Source organism: Kribbella sp. NPDC003505, assembly GCF_040610875.1.
GTDB lineage: Bacteria > Actinomycetota > Actinomycetes > Propionibacteriales > Kribbellaceae > Kribbella.
This window is the reverse complement of sequence record NZ_JBEXNA010000001.1, coordinates 926,081-945,564: the sequence shown is the minus strand read 5'-3', so window position 1 is coordinate 945,564 and position 19,484 is coordinate 926,081. Positions and strand designations below refer to the sequence as shown.

13 protein-coding genes are annotated in these 19,484 nt (G+C 66.7%); 9 read left to right on the top strand and 4 right to left on the bottom strand.

Annotated features, from left to right (window positions below):
* Positions 1-22: 22 nt before the first annotated feature.
* Complete coding sequence (locus ABZX12_RS04425; protein WP_355689747.1) at positions 23-475, bottom strand: DUF3224 domain-containing protein; 453 nt, start codon at positions 473-475, stop codon at positions 23-25.
* 247 nt (positions 476-722) lie between these two features.
* Between ABZX12_RS04425 and ABZX12_RS04420 the strand changes: the two genes are divergently transcribed.
* The 3 genes from ABZX12_RS04420 to ABZX12_RS04410 all read left to right on the top strand — a co-directional run bounded on the left by ABZX12_RS04420 (position 723) and on the right by ABZX12_RS04410 (position 3,531).
* A complete protein-coding gene (locus ABZX12_RS04420) occupies positions 723-1,574 on the top strand; it encodes an LLM class flavin-dependent oxidoreductase (protein ID WP_355689695.1) in 852 nt (283 codons plus the stop codon).
* A 25-nt stretch (positions 1,575-1,599) separates the two neighbouring features.
* Positions 1,600-2,085, top strand: a complete 486-nt coding sequence (locus tag ABZX12_RS04415) for a pyridoxamine 5'-phosphate oxidase family protein (RefSeq protein WP_355689694.1) — start codon at positions 1,600-1,602, stop codon at positions 2,083-2,085.
* A gap of 192 nt (positions 2,086-2,277) precedes the next feature.
* Positions 2,278-3,531, top strand: a complete 1,254-nt coding sequence (locus ABZX12_RS04410) for an MFS transporter (protein ID WP_355689692.1) — start codon at positions 2,278-2,280, stop codon at positions 3,529-3,531.
* Between the two features lie 17 nt (positions 3,532-3,548).
* Here ABZX12_RS04410 and ABZX12_RS04405 read toward each other — a convergent pair whose 3' ends face one another.
* Complete coding sequence (locus ABZX12_RS04405) at positions 3,549-4,352, bottom strand: MBL fold metallo-hydrolase (RefSeq protein ID WP_355689691.1); 804 nt, start codon at positions 4,350-4,352, stop codon at positions 3,549-3,551.
* Positions 4,353-4,458: 106 nt separating this feature from the next.
* Entirely contained in the window at positions 4,459-7,320 is a 2,862-nt protein-coding gene (locus ABZX12_RS04400; RefSeq protein ID WP_355689689.1) for an AAA family ATPase, read from the bottom strand.
* A 224-nt stretch (positions 7,321-7,544) separates the two neighbouring features.
* On the opposite strand from ABZX12_RS04400, the gene ABZX12_RS04395 reads away from it, so the two are divergent.
* The 5 genes from ABZX12_RS04395 to ABZX12_RS04375 all read left to right on the top strand — a co-directional run bounded on the left by ABZX12_RS04395 (position 7,545) and on the right by ABZX12_RS04375 (position 18,108).
* Positions 7,545-8,834 (top strand): MFS transporter, encoded by a 1,290-nt coding sequence (locus ABZX12_RS04395; protein WP_355689688.1) that lies wholly within the window; start codon positions 7,545-7,547, stop codon positions 8,832-8,834.
* A 7-nt stretch (positions 8,835-8,841) separates the two neighbouring features.
* The gene (locus tag ABZX12_RS04390) at positions 8,842-10,989 is read left to right on the top strand and encodes a BTAD domain-containing putative transcriptional regulator (protein WP_355689686.1); all 2,148 of its coding nucleotides are present in this window, start codon (positions 8,842-8,844) and stop codon (positions 10,987-10,989) included.
* Between the two features lie 86 nt (positions 10,990-11,075).
* The gene (locus ABZX12_RS04385; RefSeq protein WP_355689684.1) at positions 11,076-13,775 is read left to right on the top strand and encodes a BTAD domain-containing putative transcriptional regulator; all 2,700 of its coding nucleotides are present in this window, start codon (positions 11,076-11,078) and stop codon (positions 13,773-13,775) included.
* Positions 13,775-16,663, top strand: a complete 2,889-nt coding sequence (locus tag ABZX12_RS04380) for an AAA family ATPase (RefSeq protein ID WP_355689682.1) — start codon at positions 13,775-13,777, stop codon at positions 16,661-16,663. The genes ABZX12_RS04385 and ABZX12_RS04380 overlap by 1 nt, the downstream gene beginning before the upstream one ends.
* An 89-nt stretch (positions 16,664-16,752) precedes the next feature.
* Positions 16,753-18,108 (top strand): amidase family protein, encoded by a 1,356-nt coding sequence (locus tag ABZX12_RS04375; RefSeq protein WP_355689745.1) that lies wholly within the window; start codon positions 16,753-16,755, stop codon positions 18,106-18,108.
* Positions 18,109-18,393: 285 nt separating this feature from the next.
* On the opposite strand, the gene ABZX12_RS04370 is transcribed toward ABZX12_RS04375, so the two are convergent.
* Entirely contained in the window at positions 18,394-18,528 is a 135-nt protein-coding gene (locus tag ABZX12_RS04370) for a hypothetical protein (protein ID WP_355689681.1), read from the bottom strand.
* Between the two features lie 512 nt (positions 18,529-19,040).
* On the opposite strand from ABZX12_RS04370, the gene ABZX12_RS04365 reads away from it, so the two are divergent.
* Complete coding sequence (locus ABZX12_RS04365) at positions 19,041-19,478, top strand: hypothetical protein (protein WP_355689679.1); 438 nt, start codon at positions 19,041-19,043, stop codon at positions 19,476-19,478.
* The last annotated feature ends 6 nt before the right edge of the window (positions 19,479-19,484 follow it).

Here is a 19,484-nt window from a genome sequence, read left to right as displayed (position 1 = left end):
TTCGGATTGTTCGCGAACTGGGTTACCGGTCGAACCAGTAGTCCAGGGTCACCTTTGCGTGAGCGCCGACGGCCCCCAGGAAGCGGCCTTCGCCGCCCAGCCCCGTCAGTTCGCCTGTGCCTGAGTGTGGAACGACGAACCAGTTGCCTGACATCCTCGAGCCGGCCATGACGCCCGTGACCTGTAGCACGAAGCTCCCGTAGCGCCCGGCAACGGCGCCCACGACGCGTTCGATGCCGACGAAGCCGGCAGAGTTGTCCGGTCGCACAGTCTGCAGGAGGCGCGCGGTGCCGGTCCCACTCATGTCTCCGCGGAATCGCTGAGTGACGTACGTCTCGACCAGATCCGGAGCGGGATCGAAGCCGGGGCTGAAGATCGCGGGCTCGTAGGAAATGACCCGTACGGATCCACGAGCGTGGCCGCCAGTTGCCTGGGCAGGGACCCGCCAGGCGTCCCAGCGAGGGTCGTCAAGCATCAAGTTACTCCTCTGTGAACGATCGCGGATCGGGATCGTGCGAGCTGAGAGCGCTCACATCACGCCGCGGAACTATATGGAGCTTGCCAATCCAAGGCTTCACAGCGCCTTCACAGCGCCAGCATCGATGCACCCCGGCCGTGTCCAGAGATAGGGCGATCACCCCATGGCGTCGACCCCGCCTTACCAGGAAGCTGCATCGGAGTAAGTCGGGTAGGCGCTCGATCGTGAGGAGTAGGAGTCTGCCGTGGTGCATCGTCCCCAGGACCCGGGTTCGGCCGGGATCCGCTCGGCGCTCTGGCTGCCGATCTTCGACGACCTTGCCGATCCTCTGGTGGTTGCCCGGTTGGCGGCTGACGCGGAAGAGGCCGGGTGGCACGGGCTGTTCGTCTGGGACCACCTGCTGTGGCGGAAACCGGTCGAGGCGGTTGCTGACCCGTGGATCACGCTGGCAGCGGTGGCCTCCGCGACCGAGCGTCTTCGCTTCGGTCCGATGATCTCGCCGATTGTCCGGCGGCGTCCGGCCAAACTGGCACGCGAGACCGCCACGCTCGACTGCCTTGGCGCCGGGCGGTTGACGCTGGGAGTCGGCATCGGTAGCGACCGCTTCGCCGGCGAGTTCTCGAAAACCGGAGAGCAGTCGGACGATCGCGTCCGAGGGCGGATGCTCGATGAATCCCTGCAGGTGCTCTCCGCAGCCTGGTCCGGTGAGGTCGTGAACCACCACGGGCCGCACTACACCGTCGAGGGCATGAGGTTTCTCCCGCGGCCCCTTCAGCGTCCGGGCATCCCTGTTTGGGTTGCTGGGTTTCCGGGCAATGCTGCGCCGATGCGCCGAGCGGCCCGCCACGACGGCTTCTTCCCCGTGAACTTCGAACACCCCGACGAGCTGGCAGAGGCTGTCTCGGTCATCGACACGCTCCGCTCAGCGGCGGGCCGCGATCTGTCGAACCCGTACGACGTCGCTGTCGGCCTCCCCGCGGGCGTCGACCTCGATCCGTTCGCTGCGGCCGGCGCCACCTGGTGGATGACCGAATTCGACCCGGCGGCGGTCTCGCTCGACGAGGTCCGCGGAGTTCTCCGGGACGGCCCGGCGTGAACGGGCGCTTGGCTGCCCAGCCGGAGTGGCAACCCGCCCAATCGATGTCAACCAAGGAAGAGGGATCTCGATGCCTGGAAGGCTCAGCAGGACGGAACGACAGCAATTCCTCGCCGAGGCACATGTCGGCATCCTGAGCGTTGCGGCGGTCAACGGACAACCACCGCTGACGACACCGGTCTGGTACCACTACGCACCGGGCGGAAACCTGACCTTCTTCACCGGTACTCAGGGCCGGCCTGCACAGAAGGTTCCGCTGCTGGAGAAGGCCGGACAGTTCAGCTTCTGTGTTCAGCGACCCGAGTATCCGTACAAATATGTCACCGTCGAGTGTGCGGTCGTGAACACTGAGCGGCCACCGACCGTCGAGGCTGTCCTCGCGATCACGAGGCGTTATCTGCCGCCGGACGCGGCTCTCGGCTTCGCGGAAGCCGAGGTCGCCAACCCAGCCCGCACCTTCGTCCTCTTCACCGGCCGTCCAGAGCACTGGAATAGCATGTCGTTCGAGTAGCGACCGGAGCAGCGGTTGACGGGTGCGGGCCGGCGAGAGCCCGCACCCGCACCGAGAGGGAACTACCACTCCCTCTCGATGGCCTTCAGATCCCGGTCACTCATTCCTGCACCTCCTCAGCATCGGCTGTCGGGGCCAGAACCTACCGAGAGGCGCCTTCACGTCGCCTTCAGTGAGGTCAATGACACCCATATGAAAGCGTCACGACTTAGCGTCGCCTCCATGCCCAGCCGTCCGAGCCTCCGTGAGGTCATTGCGGTCTCCGAGTTCCGAGCTCTGTGGTTCGCGCACGCACAGTCCCGATTCGGCGACCAGATCGCTCGGGTCGCGATCGCGCTCCTGGTCTTCGAGCGGACCGAGTCGGCGCTGCTGACCGCGGTCACCTATGCGTTGTCGCTTCTGCCTCCACTGGTCAGCGCTCCGCTGCTGACTGGCCTGGCCGATCGATTCTCGCGCCGAAACATCATGGTCGTGACTGACTTCAGTCGCGCCTGTCTCGTAGCGGTGATGGCGATCCCCGGACTTCCGATGGCAATACTCGCGCTGCTGCTGACCGCGGTCGTCAGTCTGCAGCCTCTGTACAGCGCAGCGCGGAACGCCGTCCTGCCCGCCGTTCTGGACGGCGACCGATACGTAGTCGGCCTCGGTCTGGTGACGGCGACCGACAGCGCTGTCCAGGTTCTCGGCTTCGCTGGGGGCGGAGCATTAGTGGGCCTGATCGGATCGCATGCGGCGGTCGGGCTGGACGCAGTCACCTTCCTGATTTCGGCGACACTCGTCGCGACGAGTCTCGGAAGGCATACGCCCACGACACCAGTTGCGAGTACCACCGGCCGATCGCTGTCGGCAGGTGTTCGCCTGCTGTGCAGCGATCGTCGGCTACGGTGCCTGCTGGGGCTGAGCTACCTCTACGGTTTCTACATCGCGCCTGAAGGGCTGGCTGTCGCCTATGCGGCGGACGAAGGGGCACCTGAGGCGGCAGTCGGCCTGTTGATGGCGGCCGATCCGGTCGGTGCGTTGCTGGGTTCGCTGGTCCTCACTCGCTGGTTGCCTGCGCATTGGCGAACTCGGTCGCTAGCGCCGCTCGCCGCGGTCTCGGCGGTTCCGCTGGTGGTCAGTGCCTTGTTCCCGTCCATACCCACTGCGGTCGGCTTGTGGGCGTTGGTCGGGGTCCTGTCCTCGTACACCGTACTCGTGACGGCGATCTTCGTGCGCCTGGTGCCGGATGCTCAACGCGGCCAAGTCATCGGACTCGCGTCAGCGGGCCTTCAGGCGGCTCAGGGGCTTGGCGTCACGGCCGCCGGGGCGGTGGCCGACGCGACCTCGCCGGCCGCGGCGGTGGGGATCATGGGTGCTGCGGGCGGCCTACTCGCCGTGCCGATCGGCGTGGCTTGGTCCCGGGCGACCGCTCGCGTCCGCGACGACGGTACCAGGGACTACGGTTGATGCCGCAGAACAGACCATCACAGGCGGTGCGGCGGGCAGGTGGTGCGCGCGTTGGTCACGGCGCGTACTGGGATTCCCGAGGCGTCGAGGGCAGTGTGTGGATGTGCTGCTGCGATCGGAATCCCGAGGGAGGCGGCCAGCAACAGAATCTCGTGGCGTGAGGTGACGGCGACCGAAGGTTCTTGCTCGTAGACATACCTGAGCTCTGGCCACCGCGCTTGTGCAGGATGGACAAAGACGTCCCCGCCCAGTACGGCCGATGGCGTGACAACACATTGGTGACCGGGAGTGTGACCGGGAGTGGGCAGCAACCGGATGGTGCCCATCGATACCTCACCTGAGACCGTCCGCAGCTGCTCGGACTTCACGATCGGAAGGATCAGCTTCTCGTACGTTGCCGATCCGCGGGCGTGCTCGACCTCGGTGGCTTGCACTACGTAGGTCGCGTTGTTGAATCGCGGTACGTCGGCGGCCAGATTCCAGCCGACGTGGTCCAGGTGAATGTGCGTGAGGACCACGGTGTCGATCTCGCCGGCGTCAACCCCGGCGGCGGCAAGGAGATCAGGTAGCCGACCTGACGTACCCAACCAGCGGGCGGCCTCCCCGCCCGCTGGTCCGACGCCGGTGTCCACCAGCACCGCGCTGGACTGGTCGGTCACCAGATAGCTGTGGAAATGCAGCGACCATCCACCGGTGGCGGCGACGTTGCCCGGCAGGTGTTCTTCGGTCCATCGCTGATGCGCCGCACACCATCCAGGCAGTGCGTCCTCCACCTTTTCGGGAAACACCGCCACCGCATCGCACAAGACAGTGACGTTCATCCACCACGTCCTCACTCACACACCCTGGTGTCCTCGAACCTGCCGCCACAATCCACGTAAACCTACGGCGCCGGCATCGGCCGATCGCTGTATCGGCCGGCGCCCATCACAGCAAGTGGTGCCGGTGGGCCGCGCTGGCGGCGGCTGCCCGGGTGGGCACGTCGAGCTTCCGGAGAATGTTGGAGATATGAACCCCGGCTGTCTTCGGCGAGATGGTCAGCTCTGCCGCGATTTCGCGATTGCTGAGTCCGCGTACCAGTAGGCGTAGTACCTCATTCTCCCGCTCGGTCAGACCGAAGGGAGCCCTCGGCACATATTCGTCGGATCCCAGCGAGATTCTCGCGCGTCGCGCCAGCGCGGTGATCCGACCGGTCAGCGGGCGGGCGGCGAGGTCTCGCGAGATCTGAGCGGCCTCGACCAGGAGGGGCTTGGCGGTGTGGCGCTCGTCTGCCATGACGAGCGCTGCGGCAGCACGCACGAGGGCTTGCGCTCGGTTGTAGCCCTGCCCGAGGCCCAGCCATTGCCGCGCCACGGACAGCCAGCGCTCGGCTGCATCGCTTGCGGGCAGAGCGAGAGCGGAGGCCGCGACCGTCTCCGCGTAGGCTGTCTCGAGAGGCCCCAATCGTCTGAGCTTGGCCGCCGACACCTCAAGGTCCTTGGGAAGGTCCGCGGCGATGTCCGCGAGAGCCAGTGCAGCTGCCATCACGGCTGGCCAGACCTCACTGGCATCCGCGTTCTGCATCGCGGAAGGCAGTTCTGAAGCCAGTCCCGCCAGGTCGTCGGCTCGTCCCTCCGCCGCCGCGTGCTCGATGAGGAAGCGCATACGGTTCAGCCGATAGGAGCCGTCGTCGTCCACGCCGATCGGAGGCTTCAGCGTCTGTGCGACGCGGGACGCCGTGTCGTGGTCTCCGCGGGCGACGGCGACAATGCCGCCGCAGATCAAGAGCTTCATCCGCTCGTTGATCGTTGGTCGCATCAGCAGTGCGCCGTCGATCACCTCTGCGACCTCGTCCCACTGCCCGACCGCGACAAGGCAATTCGCGAGCAGATTCGCCACCACCGATCCGGCGTACTGAGGCCTGCCGAGCTCCATGGTCCGGGCGAGCGCAATTCGGCCGTGCTCGACCGCGGCCGAGTACTGACCGCGGCTGCTCAGCGCGCGCAGAAACCAGATAGAGGCCAGGATTTCGGCATCTCCTGACCCGCTCGCTCGCGCCTCGGCGAGAGTGTCTCTAAAGGCATGCTGGGGATCGCCACCGTCGCGAACAGCGAGCGCCCCAGAGACGATGCTGTGCTCCAGACGCAGATCAGGTGCGGCCAGCCGGTCCGCAAGCGCAGCGAGCTCAGCGCTGAGACATCGAGCCTCGTCGTCGCGTCCGCGCACGATCAGGGCGCGAGCCAGCTGCCCTAGTATCTCGCCACGCAGTGGGGTCGGCTCGGTGGCAAGCCGGACGGCGTTCTGGAAATCCTCAAGTTCGCCCGGAACTATCGACTGGCGCCGCATCACGCCACGCTCGAGCAGGAGCAGGGCGACCCGCTCGGGCTCGTACCGCTCGGCCAGTTCGTCGAAAGCCTGCGCGACCAGGTCTAGACCTTTCTCGCTCTCGCAGGCCCAACTGGCCGCGTCGGCCGCGAGTTCCAGGACGTCGAGACGGCTCGCTTGTGCGACCTCTGACGGCTTACTGACCTGGTTCCACAGGTCGAGGACCATTTCGAGCAGCTGCAGCTTTTCGGTAGCACCGATTCGAACCTCGTCGTTGCGGTAGGTGAACCATGCGGCCTCGAAGGCGCGTTCGGGCTCGCGGGCGGTCAGCCAGTGCTGGGCGATCGCAGCTGACTGCCAGGTGTGCGGATCGTCGCTGCCGATCTCGGTGAGAACCTCCGCGTATCGCCGGTGAAGGTGGAGAGTCTCGCCAGGTAGCAAGTCAGCGACTATCGAGTCACGGATGAGACCATGGCGGAACGCGTATCCGTAGACGGATCCAAGCAGCACCTGCGTGCTGACCGCCGGGCCGAGGTCGGTCGTCAGCTCCGCGGTCTGCAGCCCGGAGACCTTGGCCAGAACCTCGTGGTCGACAGCCGACCCACCGACCGCGATCGTTTTGAGGAGTTGCCGAGTCCCGGGCGGCAGATCCTCGACCATCCTCATGAGCAGGTCACGGAGTGAATCGGGGAGGCCGCTCCGAACCGAGCCGTCCGGGCTGATCAAGGCCTCGGCGAACAGCGGTACACCTTCGCTGAGGCGGTGGACGAGGCTCACTACCTCGGGCGCGGCCGACTCGCCCAGAATTCCCCTCAGCTGCTCCGCCATCTCAGCCTGAGTCAGTCCGCCGAGCTCGAGCCGAACGACCTGTACGAGGCGGCCGAACTCGGTGAGTATGCGGCGCAGATGATTCGTTGTCTGAGCCTCTCCCGCGCGGAAGGACACCAGGACCAGGAGCGGGGAATCGTTCAGCGTCGAGACCAGATAGCTCAGCAAGTCCTGAGTCCCCGGATCGGCCCAGTGTGCGTCTTCGACGGCAAGGACACACGTTCCGGCGGCGCACATCGATTCGACCACCGACCGGAAAGCCTCGAACATCCGAGCCTTGGCCAGGGCGGAGTCGTCCGTGACAGGGGTGGCGCCGAGATCAGGCAGGAGACGAGCGAGCTCGTCCCGACTCGGCTCCCCGATCAGGGCGGCGATCCCGGACGCACCGTACTCGCGGGCCAGGTCCCGCAGCATGGACCGGAACGGCGCGTACGGAAGTCCGGCGTCGCTTTGGTCCGGACAGGCTCCGGACAGATAGCGCGTTCCGGACGGCAACCGGTCGGAAAATTCACGGATCAGCCTGGTCTTGCCGACGCCGGCTTCACCGCTGATCAGCACCGTCCGAGTACTGCCCTGGCCGGCATCCTTGAACGCCTCGATCAACAGGTCCAGCTCGGCTTGGCGTCCGGCCATGAGGGGGCTCACACGGCGGTTCAAGGCACTCCTCCAGAGACATGAACGGCGATGGGCGGTGCCGGCCGACAGGGTTCCCAGCAGGCTAGCTTGCCGCTGGTGTCGTACAGGGGGCGGCCGTAACAACCGGCGTGGTGACGGTTCGTGGATAGGGCAGATGCCCGATGCGCGGGCCGGAGGCTTACGAACATGCTCCAGTTGACCGTTCCATATGGGGGAGGTTCGCTGTGGGATCAGGCGACGCGTCCATGCACCCGCTGGTGCACGCCACTGGCCAGCGGCCCGAGCTGGTGACCAGTGCTTGGGCAAGCAAGGGCTTCCGTTGGTTGTGGACAGGATCGACGGTGTCGTCGTTCGGCTCCGAGATCAGCGAGCTCGCCTTGCCATTGCTCGTGCTGGTGACGCTGTCTGGGAGCCCGGGCGAGCTGGGGCTGCTTCGGGTAGCCCAGTTCCTGCCCTTCCTGCTGGCGGCCCTGCCGCTCGGCCTTCTGGTCGATCGCAGCCGGCGCCGGCCGCTGATGATCGGCGCCGATCTAGGGCGGTTTGCGTTGATCGCGCTCATCCCGTTGTCGTTATGGCTCGACGCAGCGTCCATGATGTTGCTCTGCGCACTGATCTTTGGTGCCGGTGTGCTCACCGTGCTTTACCAAATGGCCGACTTCGCCTTCCTGCCCGCGGTGATCACCGTAGACCAACTGTCCGATGCGAACGCGAAGATCGCCGCGACGCAGTCGGCGACGGAAATCGGTGGACGCGGTATCGGCGGCCTGCTGGTCCAGTCGTTGACCGCGCCGATCGCACTGGCGGGCGATGCTCTGACCTACCTGCTGTCGGCCATCAGCCTGAGCCGGATCACGGTTGACGAGCAGGTGCCGGAACGCACGCGGCGATCGCCTGTGCGCGAGGTCGCCTTGGGCTTCAGGGTTGTCGCCTCCAACGCCTACCTGCGCGCCCTGCTCGGCGGTGCCACGACCTTCAACGTGTTTCAGGAGGTCTTCACTATCGGATTCATGCTGTATGCGGTGCGTGACCTGTCGATCTCACCGGCTGGTCTCGGCGCGATTCTGGTGGCCGGAGGAGCGGGGTCTTTCGCCGGTGCCTGGTTCGGCAGCAGACTCACCGCGCGGTGGAGCTACGGCAGGGTCCTGCTCGCGGCTCTCGCGCTCGGCAACACAGCCCCCTTGGCGGCATTCCTGGCAGCTCCACTGGCGGCATGGGCCTTCGAGTTGTTGATAGGGGTGTTCTTCGTGATGAGCATCGGCATCGGGATCTCGAACGCCCATGCGATCACGATCCGGCAGGTGGCCGCGCCGATCCACCTCCGTGGGCGAGTCAACGCGGCGTACCGCCTGATCACCTGGGGTGGCATCCCCGTTGGCGCCGTAGGCGGTGGGCTGCTCGCAAGCCGGCTCGGCAACAGCCCGACGATGCTTGCCGGAGCAGTGGGACTGGCAACGGCGACTCTGTGGATCCTCTGCTCGCCGATCCGCAAACTGCGGAGTGTCCAGCAGGCGGCTCCCCACGAGCACGCGGCGTGAGGCCGCGATGGCCGAGATCGAGATCCGGCTGCTGGGCCCGTTCGAGGTGCTGGTCGACGGCCGACCGGTCGAGCTTCGCACGCAACGGCACCGCGCCGTACTGGTGGGCCTGGCCTTGCACCCCGGTGAAGTCGTCGCCGTCGACGACCTGGCGGCTTTGGTCTGGGCAGACTCGGGATCGCTGCCCGAGGCACGCACCGTCGAATCGTGTGTCCAGGGCCTGCGTGCGGTCGTCGGGCAGGAACTGATCAGGGCAGTCGACGCGGGATATGTTCTCGAGATTGAGCGCGATCAGGTAGACGCCTTGAGATTCGCACGGCAGGCGGAGCTGCGGAGTGACGACCGGAGTGAGGTCGCTGAGATCCTTTCCCTCTGGCGCGGCGACCCTCTGACTGGGGTCGGATCCTCCGAATTGCTCGCGGCGGTCGCACCGCCACTGGTGGAGGCTCGGCTGGCCATGATCGAGCGACTGACGGATCTGGATATCGCGGCCGAGCGGCACCGGGACGGTCTGGTTGAGCTCGAAGAACTGGCGGCAGCCCACCCTCTCCGGGAGTCGTTGTGGGCACGGCTGATCGTCGCCCTGGCCAGGTGCGGTCGCCGAGCGGACGCGCTCGACCGTTACGACCTGTTCAATCGCCGAGTCACCGACGAGCTCGGCGTCGGCCCCGGACCTCAACTCCGACTGATTCATTCCGAGCTGGTCCGAGCGGGCGGCCCGGGGGTTCTCAGCGATGGCTTCGACGGGCCGATGCCGACCAGCCTGCCATCCTGCGACCCGCGGTTCGTTGGGCGAGTCGACGAGGTAACGAGGCTCGACACGGCCTTGGACGAAGGCGCCGGGACGATCCTGATCCACGGCCCGGGTGGAGCGGGCAAGACCACGCTGGCGATCCACTGGGCTCACCGCGTGAAAGATCGGTTTCCTGAGGGCCAGGTCTATCTCGATCTCGAGCAGTACGGGGCTGGTCACCGAACCTCGGTGGGGGAGGCCGCGGAGATTCTCCTTGGGGCGTTCGGGCTCGAGCGGGGTCATCTCCCGGCGAGCGTGGACACAAGGGTAGCCCTGCTGCGGTCGACCTTGACGGCCAGGCGGATCTTGCTGGTACTGGACAACGTAGCCGACGCGGATCAGGTCAGGGCGTTCCTGTCCCAAGGTGCCGGCTTGGTCGTCGTCATCAGCCGCGAGCCGCTCCGCGCGATTGTGGATCTCGGGAGCAGTGCATCGCTCCACCTCGGCTGTCTGTCGTTCGGTGACTCGCTGAGCCTGCTGGCACAAGCGGACTCGCCGGTCAGTTACTCCGCAGGCGTGATGGCCGAACTCGCGGATCTCTGCGATCGAGTGCCGCTGGCTTTGGCGGTCGTCGCCGGGCTCACGGACTCGGGCGACGGCCGGCACTTGGTGGCGGAGCTGAGAGGTGAGCAGACCACATCCGACGTGATCGGGACGGAACAAGACGCCTCGGCGAGCGTCCGCGCCGCATTGGCATCGTCGTACCGGACGCTCGACGACGAGACAGGCAGGTTGTTCCGGCTGCTCAGCCTGCATCCCGGCGTGCCGTTCGGTTTGCCCGCCGCAGCGGTCATCGCGGACCTTCCGGTCCACGAAGCAGCTCGCTTGACCAGCCGCCTGGTGCGGACTCGGCTGTTACGGGAGCTGTCACCGGGCAGATTTGACTTCCACGACGTCGTTCGCCGCTTCGCTATCGAAAGGGCGGTTCTGTCCGAGTCGCCACTCCGTAGGACCGCTGCTGTACGGCGGGTTCTCACCTGGTATGTGTTTTCAGCCGATGCGGCTCGACGGAAGATCTCAGTTCCGACGGTCGGGGCAGTACCGATCACCCCCGCGGCGGACACCTCACCCCTGACGTTCGACAACCGGAACCAGGTCTCGAAGTGGTTTGAGGTCGAGTACGCGACGCTGGTCGCCGTCGCTCTCGAGTCCGTTGCGGTCGGCTATCACGGGCTGGCCTGTGCCCTGGTCGAATGCCTTCACGTGTATCTCTGCGAGCGTGACCCTCAAGCGGCAGGTGCGTTCGGTCGGAGCTACACCGCGTCGAAGACGGTGGGCACCGTCGACGATGTAGCCGTTGCGTTGGGCAACCTCGCCGCAGTTGAGCAGCTCCGGCGAACAGACAAGCCAACGGCAGGCTAGGCAATGCGATGCCGTTGACGGATTCGTGGGAGGTCAGGGCGTTGGGTGTTGGCTTGGAAGTCAGGTTGCTTGGACCGTTCGAGGTCATGAGGGACGGTCAGCCGCTGGATGTCCCGGCGGGACGGCTTCGTGCCCTGCTCGCGGCGCTGGCGATGCGCGCCGCGGACCCCGTCCCTGCCGACCACCTGATCGCGGCGACCTGGGAGGAGCACGAACGTCCTTCCGACCCCCGCCGCAGCCTGCAGATCGCAGTCGTGCGGTTGCGCGCGTTGATCGGTGCGGAATGGATCGAAACCGTGTCGGGTAGCTACCGGCTCACCTGTGCCGTCGACGACGTCGATAGTCTCAGGTTGCTGAAGGCCACGGCTGAGTTTTCAGCTGGTCGCGATCTGCTGGACGTTCTCGCCCTGTGGCGTGGGGAACCGTTCCAGGGCGTTGCCTCACCATTGCTCAAGGCAACTGCAGGGATCCGGCTGACAGACGCGTACCTCAGTGTGATCGAGCACCGAATCGACTGTGACCTTGCTGACGGGCGGTACGACGGGCTGGTCGCAAAGCTACGCGACCTCATCGAGACGTACCCGCTCCGCGAGTCTTTGTGGGCGCGACTCATCGAGGTGCTGGATCGCACTGGCCGGCACGCTGAGGCGCTGAAGTCCTACGAAGAGGTTAGGACGCGCATCGCTGACGAGTTCGGTGTCGATCCGAGCCCCGAACTGCGCGCCCTGCACGCTGATCTGCTCAAGGCTGATCCTGGGCCACCGCCGATCCGAACTCCCGTCAGACCGCGGCAACTGCCGTCCGACGTCACACACTTCATCGGACGTACCGAACACCTGTCCGCTCTGCGCTCGGCCATGGCGGAGGACTGGACGACGGCCTGTGTGATCACGAACGTACACGGCGCGGGTGGGGTCGGTAAGACGAGTCTGGTCGTGCACTGGGCTCGCCAGATGACCGTGACGTTCCCGGACGGGCAGCTGTTCATCGACTTGCATGGGTACGGGCCGGGCGAGCCCTTGAGCGCCGCGGAAGCGCTCGACTCGCTGCTTCGCGGCCTTGGAGTCCCAGCGGCGCACATTCCGCCGAGTATCGACGGCCGCAGCGCGCTGCTACGAACGACTCTGGCGGATCGACGCGTACTCCTGGTGCTCGACAACGCGCGCAACGTGGACCAGATCAGGCCGTTGCTGCCCGGCACGGGCATGGTGGTGGTGACCAGCCGCAGCCAGCTGCGGAGCCTGACGGCTCGTGAGGGGGCGATCCGCATCGCGGTCGACAGACTCTCTCGAGAGGAGTCTCGCGCCTTGCTGACCGGCGCGCGTACGGAGTCGGGCCGGTGTGGGTCCGCGGTCGACGAGCTCGCCCAGCTCTGTGACGACCTTCCGCTGGCTCTTGCGATCGTGGCTGAGCGAGCCGGGCGTAGTCCGCACCTTTCGCTCGACGGCCTGCTAGAGGAGCTACGTGGAGAGCGGCGCCGTCTCGATTCGTTCGACACCGGAGACGATCAGTTGACGAGCGTACGCACAGTGTTGACGGCCTCGTACGTGGCGCTCGGATCGGAGGTGGCCCGGATGTTCCGGCTGCTCGGTCTCCATCCCGGCCTGTCTATCAGCCTCCCGGCGGCGGCTGCGCTGGCCGAAAGGAGTCTGTCGACCGCGGCCAGACTGCTGGATCTTCTGGAGGATGCGCATCTGACTCGCCAGATCGCGCCGCGGCGATATGCGGTGCACGACCTGGTTGGCGCCTTCGCGGCGGAGTGCGCGCTCACGGGGCCTGCGGGCGAAGGTGACGCCGCGAAAGAGCGGATCACGAGCTGGTACCTGCATTCGGCCGAAGCTGCTCGCGCCCAAACCGATCAGGGTCGCACCGCCTCGACCCGGCTCGACGGCCCGCCTCCCGGGGTGGTGCCGCTGACGTTCAACGACGCGCGGCAGGCGATGGATTGGCTGGACTCGGAATACCCGACCCTTCTCAGAATCGTCCGGGGCGCCGTCGACGGCCGGCGAGGTCAGGTTGTCGTCACCGTGATCCGGAGCCTGTTCAGATATCTCCTGACCCGGCGCCCGCCGGAGGAGGCACTGGAGCTGCACCAGCTCGCCGTCGACGCCGCGCGGGCTGATGGCGACATGTTGGCCGAGGCAGTGGCCGAGAATCACCTCGGTACCTCGCACGGTCGTCTCGGCGAGTACGAACATGCGATCAGACGATGCGAGCGAGCTCTGGAGCTGTTCCGGGCGATCAGCGACGTGCAGGGTCAGGCGACCGCACTGGGCAACATCGGCATGGTCCACGAACTCGACCGGCGCCCGGAACTGGCAATGGCCGCGCAGGAGCAAGCACTCGCCCTCGCCCGGCAAACAGGCGAGCCGGCCGCCGTGTCGTCGATCCTGAACAACCTCGCGACGACTCAGTTGCAGATGGCCCGGTTCGACGCTGCGGCCCGAGCAGCAGCGCAGGCTGTGGAAATCAATCGCAGGCAAGGCGATCTGACGGCGGAAGCGACCTGTACCGACACTTTGGGCCTGGCGAAGATGGCACTGGGACTCCACGACGCGGCCGCTCGTTGCTTCACTCGCGCGATCACCATCCATCGTCAGATGGGGAGCGGGTGGAGTGAGGCGTTCACCCTCCGCAATCTCGGCCGTGCGGAGCAGGTTCTGGGGAGACGGGAGGCGGCGCTTCGGAGATGGGAACGTGCGTTGCTGCTGCTCGACCGTTACGAGGCGCCGGACAATCCGCAGTTGAGTCGCGGCGAGCTCCGCCGCCTGATCGGAGCATTGTGATGACCAGTGCCGATTCCGCGAACCTGCTGAGTCCTCGATTCTGCGGACGGGTGGCCGAGCTGGCGGCGTTGCGCTCGGCGTACGGTGACGTAGCCAGCGGTGAATCTCGCGTGCTGCTGCTCGGAGCCGAGGCCGGTGGGGGTAAGACGCGCCTCGTCCAGGAGTTCGTCGCATGGGTCGACGGCGAGACGATCGTTCTGATCGGCAACTGTGTCGGGCTGAGCGAGGCGGCCCTGCCATACGCGCCGTTCGTGGGTGCTGTGCGTGAACTTGTTCGGCTCCGCGGCGTCGAATGCGTCAAGGACTTGGCTGGCGGCGCACCCGAGATGGGCTGGATACTGCCCGAGTTCGGCTCACCGGATCTGGGAGCCACGGCCACGGAGATGGCGAGGGCGCGGCTCTTCGAGGTGTTCCTTCGGCTCTTCGAGACGCTGGCAGGGGAGCAGCCGATCGTGCTCGTGATCGAGGACGCTCAATGGGCGGACGACTCGACACGTGATCTGCTCAGCTTCCTGACTGGCAATCTCCGCCACTGCGCGGCGTTGATCATCGTCACCTTCCGATCGGAAGCCCTGCACCAGGGGCATCCGCTGCGTCTGCTGTTGACTCGGCTGGTCCGATCAGGCGCCGTCACCGCGCTGAATCTGCCGCGGTTGACCCGGCTCGAGGTGGCGGACCAACTAGAAGGCATCCTCGGCCGTGCGGCGCCGCCCTCCGTCGTCGCGTCGCTGTACGAGCGCGGCGCCGGAGTGCCGTTGTTCACCGAAGCGATGACGACTGCGGCCGGCGCCGTCCGAACAGAGCTGCCCTTGTCCCTGCGCGATTTGCTACTCGAGATCGCGCGGGGTCTGCCCGACGCGACTCAGGAGGTTCTCCGTGCGGCGGCGGTGGGTGGTAGCCGCGTGAGTCACCGGCTGCTGGTGCCCGTCACCGGCCTGGACGACTCGAGCCTGACCAAGGCGCTTCGCTCCGCCGTCGCAGCGAATGTGATGATCAACGACGGCGACGGGTATAGGTTCAGGCATGCGCTTATCCGCGAGGCGATCGACGCCGACCTGCTGGCGGGTGAACGCGCACTCTGGCATCGGGCCGTCGCCCAGGCGCTCGAGTCCACCCCGGACCTGGATCGTGAGGTCGGGAGCGCCTCTCGATTGGCGGTCCACTGGCAGGCTGCTCACGATGACGAACGGGCATTGCACGCAGCGTGGGCAGCTGCGGACGAGGCTCGGCGTGGCCTTGGTCATGCGGAGCAGCTGCGCATGCTGGAGCAGGTCCTGCGGCTCTGGGCGACCGCCCCGGATGCCGCCGCGCAGACGGGGGTCGACCACGTCGGCGTGCTCGAACTCGCCGCTGAGGCGGCCCTGTGGGCAGGTCGGCCGGAGCGCGGTCTGACCTTGGTCGAAACCGCGGTCGGTGAGCTAGGGGCCGACGGAGGGGAGCGGCTGGCGGCCCTGTTGATTCGACGAGCTGAACTCCGTCAGGAGAGACTGCAACCAGGCCAGCTCGACGACCTGCAGGCGGCGTTGCGGCTCGCAGGTCGGCCGAGCCGGACACGGGCCCAGGCACTTGGCCAGCTGGCCCGGGTGTTGATGCGGCACGACCTGCGCGACGAGGCCATGCCATTCAGCCTCGAACTGTCCGACCTGGCTGCCACAGTTGCGAACGACGAGATCCGGGCTGAGGCGCTGATCACTCGAGCTCACCTGGGGACCCGCGAGGGCGAGGACACGATCCCTCTGCTCGAGCAGGCGCTGGAGCTGGCCGCAGGCTCCGGATCGGTCCGCCTCGAACTGCTGGCGTACGTCGGTCTGACCCATGCGCACGAGAGCCGCGGAAACCATCGCGAGGCGATCCATGCCGGGCGGGCCGGTCTGCTCAGGACGTCTCAGCTGGGCTCCGCCCGGTACATTGCGGAGTTGATCGCCCAGAACCTGGCGGAGTCGCTCGTCTCCGGTGGCCTATGGGACGAGGCTCTCGACGTTGTTCAGCGCGCGCTCGACATGGACCCCGCGCCGTACGCGCGGGTGAATCTGTTGCTGTGTCGCGGCCGCGTTGCCGTTGCCCGCGGCGAGGCTGCCGTCGTCGCTCGGACGCTCCAGGAGTTGGCGGAGCTGTCCGATCCGCACGACGAGGCCCAGCAAACACTGCCGCGGGCACAGCTCGAGCTGGATGGTCGATACACCGAGGGCGACTCCGATGGTGCGCTGGCGGTGGCGGCTACCGTGCCTTCCATTGGACGCGGCGCGGATCCGCGCTATCTGTGGCCACTGCTGGCAGCCGCGGCCCGGGTGTGCGCCGAGGCAGGGGCAACGGGAGAGATTGAGGCAATCGCCGCCACGACTCCTACGCCTTGGCCGGTGGAGCGTGCGTATGCTCAGGTGTTCGCAGCAGAGCTGACCCGCGGCACGGATCCAGCTGCCTGGGACCTGGCCGCTGCGTCCTGGGCCGCGCTGGCCCGCCCATATCCGCAGGCGTATGCCTTGATGAGGTCGGCGTTGGCGGCGGCAAGACTGGGCGACCGCGCCGGAGCGGCAGCGGCATTGCGTGAGGCTGCTGCTCTCGCCGGAACGATCGACGCGCGAGTACTCCACCAGCAGATCGCCAGGCTGGCCGGCCGGATGCGGATCGAACTCAGCGACTCGCCGGCAACGGATGTCGTCGATGAGCCGTTCCACCTGACCGCGCGCGAACTCGAGGTGCTGAAATTGATCACCGTCGGCGCAAGTAACCGCATGATCGCCGGCGAACTGTTCATTTCGCCCAAGACGGCCAGCGTCCACGTCTCGAACATCCTCGCCAAGCTCGGCGTCGCCTCGCGAGGCGAGGCTGCCGCCACGGCGCACCGCTTACGGCTCTTCGATCTTGGCCAGCGTCAGGCGACCGAATAGGTCATGTGCCTCATGTGCTGGTGAGTGACTTAGCCGGACAGTGGCGAGTACGGAACCAGCAGCAACACCTCGAGTCACCGGACGTGATCATGAACAACATCCAAGCTCTCTCACTGGTCGATCTGTCCAGGGCGCTGGCTGTCGGCGACCTGGTGGCGACGGAAGTGGTGGACGCCTACCTGGACCACATCGCGCACCACAACGAGAGTCTGAACGCCGTGGTGTCGCTCGACGAGGAGGGCGCCAGGACGCGGGCGGTGGCGGCCGACAAGGCTTGGGCCGAGGGCAAACCCGTTGGGCCCCTCCACGGGGTACCGCTGACGCTCAAGGATGCCCACGACGTGGCGGGCCTGCGGACGACCGTCGGAACGGCGGACCTCGACCAGGTGGCCGAGATCGACAGCACGGTGGCTGCGCGCTTGAGGGAGGCTGGGGCCAACCTGATCGGGCACACCAACGTGCCGGCCTGGCTCGCCGACTATCAGAGCGCCAACGCAATCTTCGGTCGGACCAATAACCCCTGGGACCTCGACCGCACGTCCGGTGGTTCCAGTGGCGGTGCGGCGGCCGCGGTCGCGGCCGAACTCACTCCGGGAGACTTCGGCTCTGATCTGTCCGGTTCCCTGCGGCAACCCGCGGCGTTCTGCGGTGTGTACTCGCTGAAGCCGACCGAGCACCGGGTACCGCTCACGGGCTTCCTGCGTACCCCGGGACCGCGGCCGGTCCGAGTAATGGCCTGCGTCGGACCGATCGCTCGTAGTCTCGACGACCTCGAACTACTGATATCGATTGTGGTCGGCCCGGACGGGTACGACGCGGAGGTCTCGCCAGTACCGTTCGACCATCGGCCCGAGGTATCCCCGGGAGCACTCCGCCTGGCCGTCGCGCCTACACTGCCGGGCGCGCCGATTGCCGCCGTACTGAGCGACACGGTGCGCGAATTTGCCAAGGGCGTGTCGGACGGCGGCGGTCAGGTCGCCGAGGAGTTGCCCGACCTCAACTGGCGCGGGCAGCTGGAACTGTTCGGCGATCTGCTCAATACGCTGACCGGCAGCCCCGAGAATCACGGGCTGAACGACTATTTGACTGCTCTACATCAGCGAGACATCCTGATCGCCACCTGGGACGCTTTCTTCCAGGACCATGATGCGTTGCTGATGCCGGCTGCGGCGACGGTGGCCTTCCCTCACTCCGACGGCGATTCGCTGGACATCGACGGGCAGCGGGTTCCGTATTACCAGCAGGGATTCCTGTACGCACTTTCCAGCCTGACCGGCCTGCCTGCCGTAACCATACCGGCGGGACTGGACTCCGCCGGACTCCCGGTCGGCCTGCAACTGGTCGGCCCGCGCTGGTCCGATACGACCTTGCTGGCGATCGCGCGTGGCCTCGAGTCGAGCGGCATCGCACCGGGATACCGGCGGCCACCCATGCTGCCTGCCTGACTGATGCCTCGGTGAAGGCATCGTGAAGGCGCGCGTCCAGATCGTGCGCATGTGCGTTTGTGAGGTTCGCCTCGACCTCGCTTCTTCGACCGAGGAGTTGTTGATGGTGCGGCGGGTCCTGCCTGCCCTGGTGGCTGTTGCGGTGCTGACTTCGGTGGGCGTTGTCGCCACCCACCGAAAGGTGACGGCGGACTCCGACCCGCCGTCAGATGCGCGGGTTGCGGTCGGCTCGGTAGCGCCACTGGGGTCGGCGGCGCGTGCCAGCGCTGACGCCCGACGCCTCGGTCAGAGCGTCGAGGTGACATCGAAACGGTCCGAAACCACGACGGTGACGGCGAACCCGGACGGGACCTTCACGGCGAAGACCTTCGCCGTGCCGGTCCGGGTGCGCCAGGGATCGAGGTGGGTGGCGGTGAACACCGACCTGAGGATCCGCGCAGACGGTTCCGTCGAACCCCAGCCCTCGCACTTCCGCTGGCCTTCTCGGCTGGCGGACACCAGCCGCTGGTCTCGCTCGGACACAAGGGCCGGCAAGTCAGCCTGCAGTGGTTGCGGCCGCTGGGTGTTGAGTGGCGACACGGCGACGTACCGTGAGGTGCTTCCCGGAGTCGATCTCCGCCTGCGTGCACTCGCCCAGGGGTTTACCCAGGTTCTGGTGGTGAAGTCGCCGCGGGCGGCCGCGAACCCGGCTGTGCGCGAGCTGCGATTCGGGCTATCGATGTCGCCCGGCCTGTCCTACCGCGTGGACAAGTCCGGAAACCCTCAGATCGTTGACGGCGCAGGAACGATGGTCTTTGGTTCGTCCGCGCCGGTCATGTGGGACTCGACGGCACGACCGACCAGCCGGGGTGCTGCCGAAACAGCGTCGACTGATCCCGCAACTGGCGCGCGGCAGTGGTCGCACCGGGCGGTCGGCTCTGTCAGCTGGTTGGGTGGACCAGGTCATGTCGCAGGAGCCCTATGCCAGCGCCCGGCGAGTGTTCTGGGTTGTCGACAACGGCGCCTTCCACCGCAACTGGGCCGCGGCGGCACGGCTTAACGATGCCTACTCCGACGCGCATATGGTCCATCTGCCCGTGCACGCGTCGTGGTCGATCCAGGTCGAGATCTACTTCTCCGCCGTGCAACGCAAAGCGCTCACTCCCGACAACTTCACCGACCTCAGCGCCGTGGCAGAACGGCTGCTGGCCTTCCAGGACCGCTACAGCCGCACCGCCAGCCCCTTCGACTGGACCTTCAACCGCACCGACCTCAACAAACTACTTCAGACGACTCGGCAAGCACGACCCCCACACCGCTCGCCGCCTAACAGAACGAACCAACGGTCGCAACCACTAGTAACGCGGCGCGACTCCCGGCTCCTTGTCTGAAGCGAT

Bases quoted from the DNA above. Each gene is read 5' to 3' on its own strand.
- ABZX12_RS04425 (WP_355689747.1), bottom strand. From the start codon at position 475: ATGCTTGACGACCCTCGCTGGGACGCCTGGCGGGTCCCTGCCCAGGCA.
- ABZX12_RS04410 (WP_355689692.1), top strand. From the start codon at position 2,278: ATGAAAGCGTCACGACTTAGCGTCGCCTCCATGCCCAGCCGTCCGAGC.
- ABZX12_RS04405 (WP_355689691.1), bottom strand. From the start codon at position 4,352: ATGAACGTCACTGTCTTGTGCGATGCGGTGGCGGTGTTTCCCGAAAAG.
- ABZX12_RS04395 (WP_355689688.1), top strand. From the start codon at position 7,545: ATGCACCCGCTGGTGCACGCCACTGGCCAGCGGCCCGAGCTGGTGACC.
- ABZX12_RS04390 (WP_355689686.1), top strand. From the start codon at position 8,842: ATGGCCGAGATCGAGATCCGGCTGCTGGGCCCGTTCGAGGTGCTGGTC.
- ABZX12_RS04385 (WP_355689684.1), top strand. From the start codon at position 11,076: ATGAGGGACGGTCAGCCGCTGGATGTCCCGGCGGGACGGCTTCGTGCC.
- ABZX12_RS04380 (WP_355689682.1), top strand. From the start codon at position 13,775: ATGACCAGTGCCGATTCCGCGAACCTGCTGAGTCCTCGATTCTGCGGA.
- ABZX12_RS04375 (WP_355689745.1), top strand. From the start codon at position 16,753: ATGAACAACATCCAAGCTCTCTCACTGGTCGATCTGTCCAGGGCGCTG.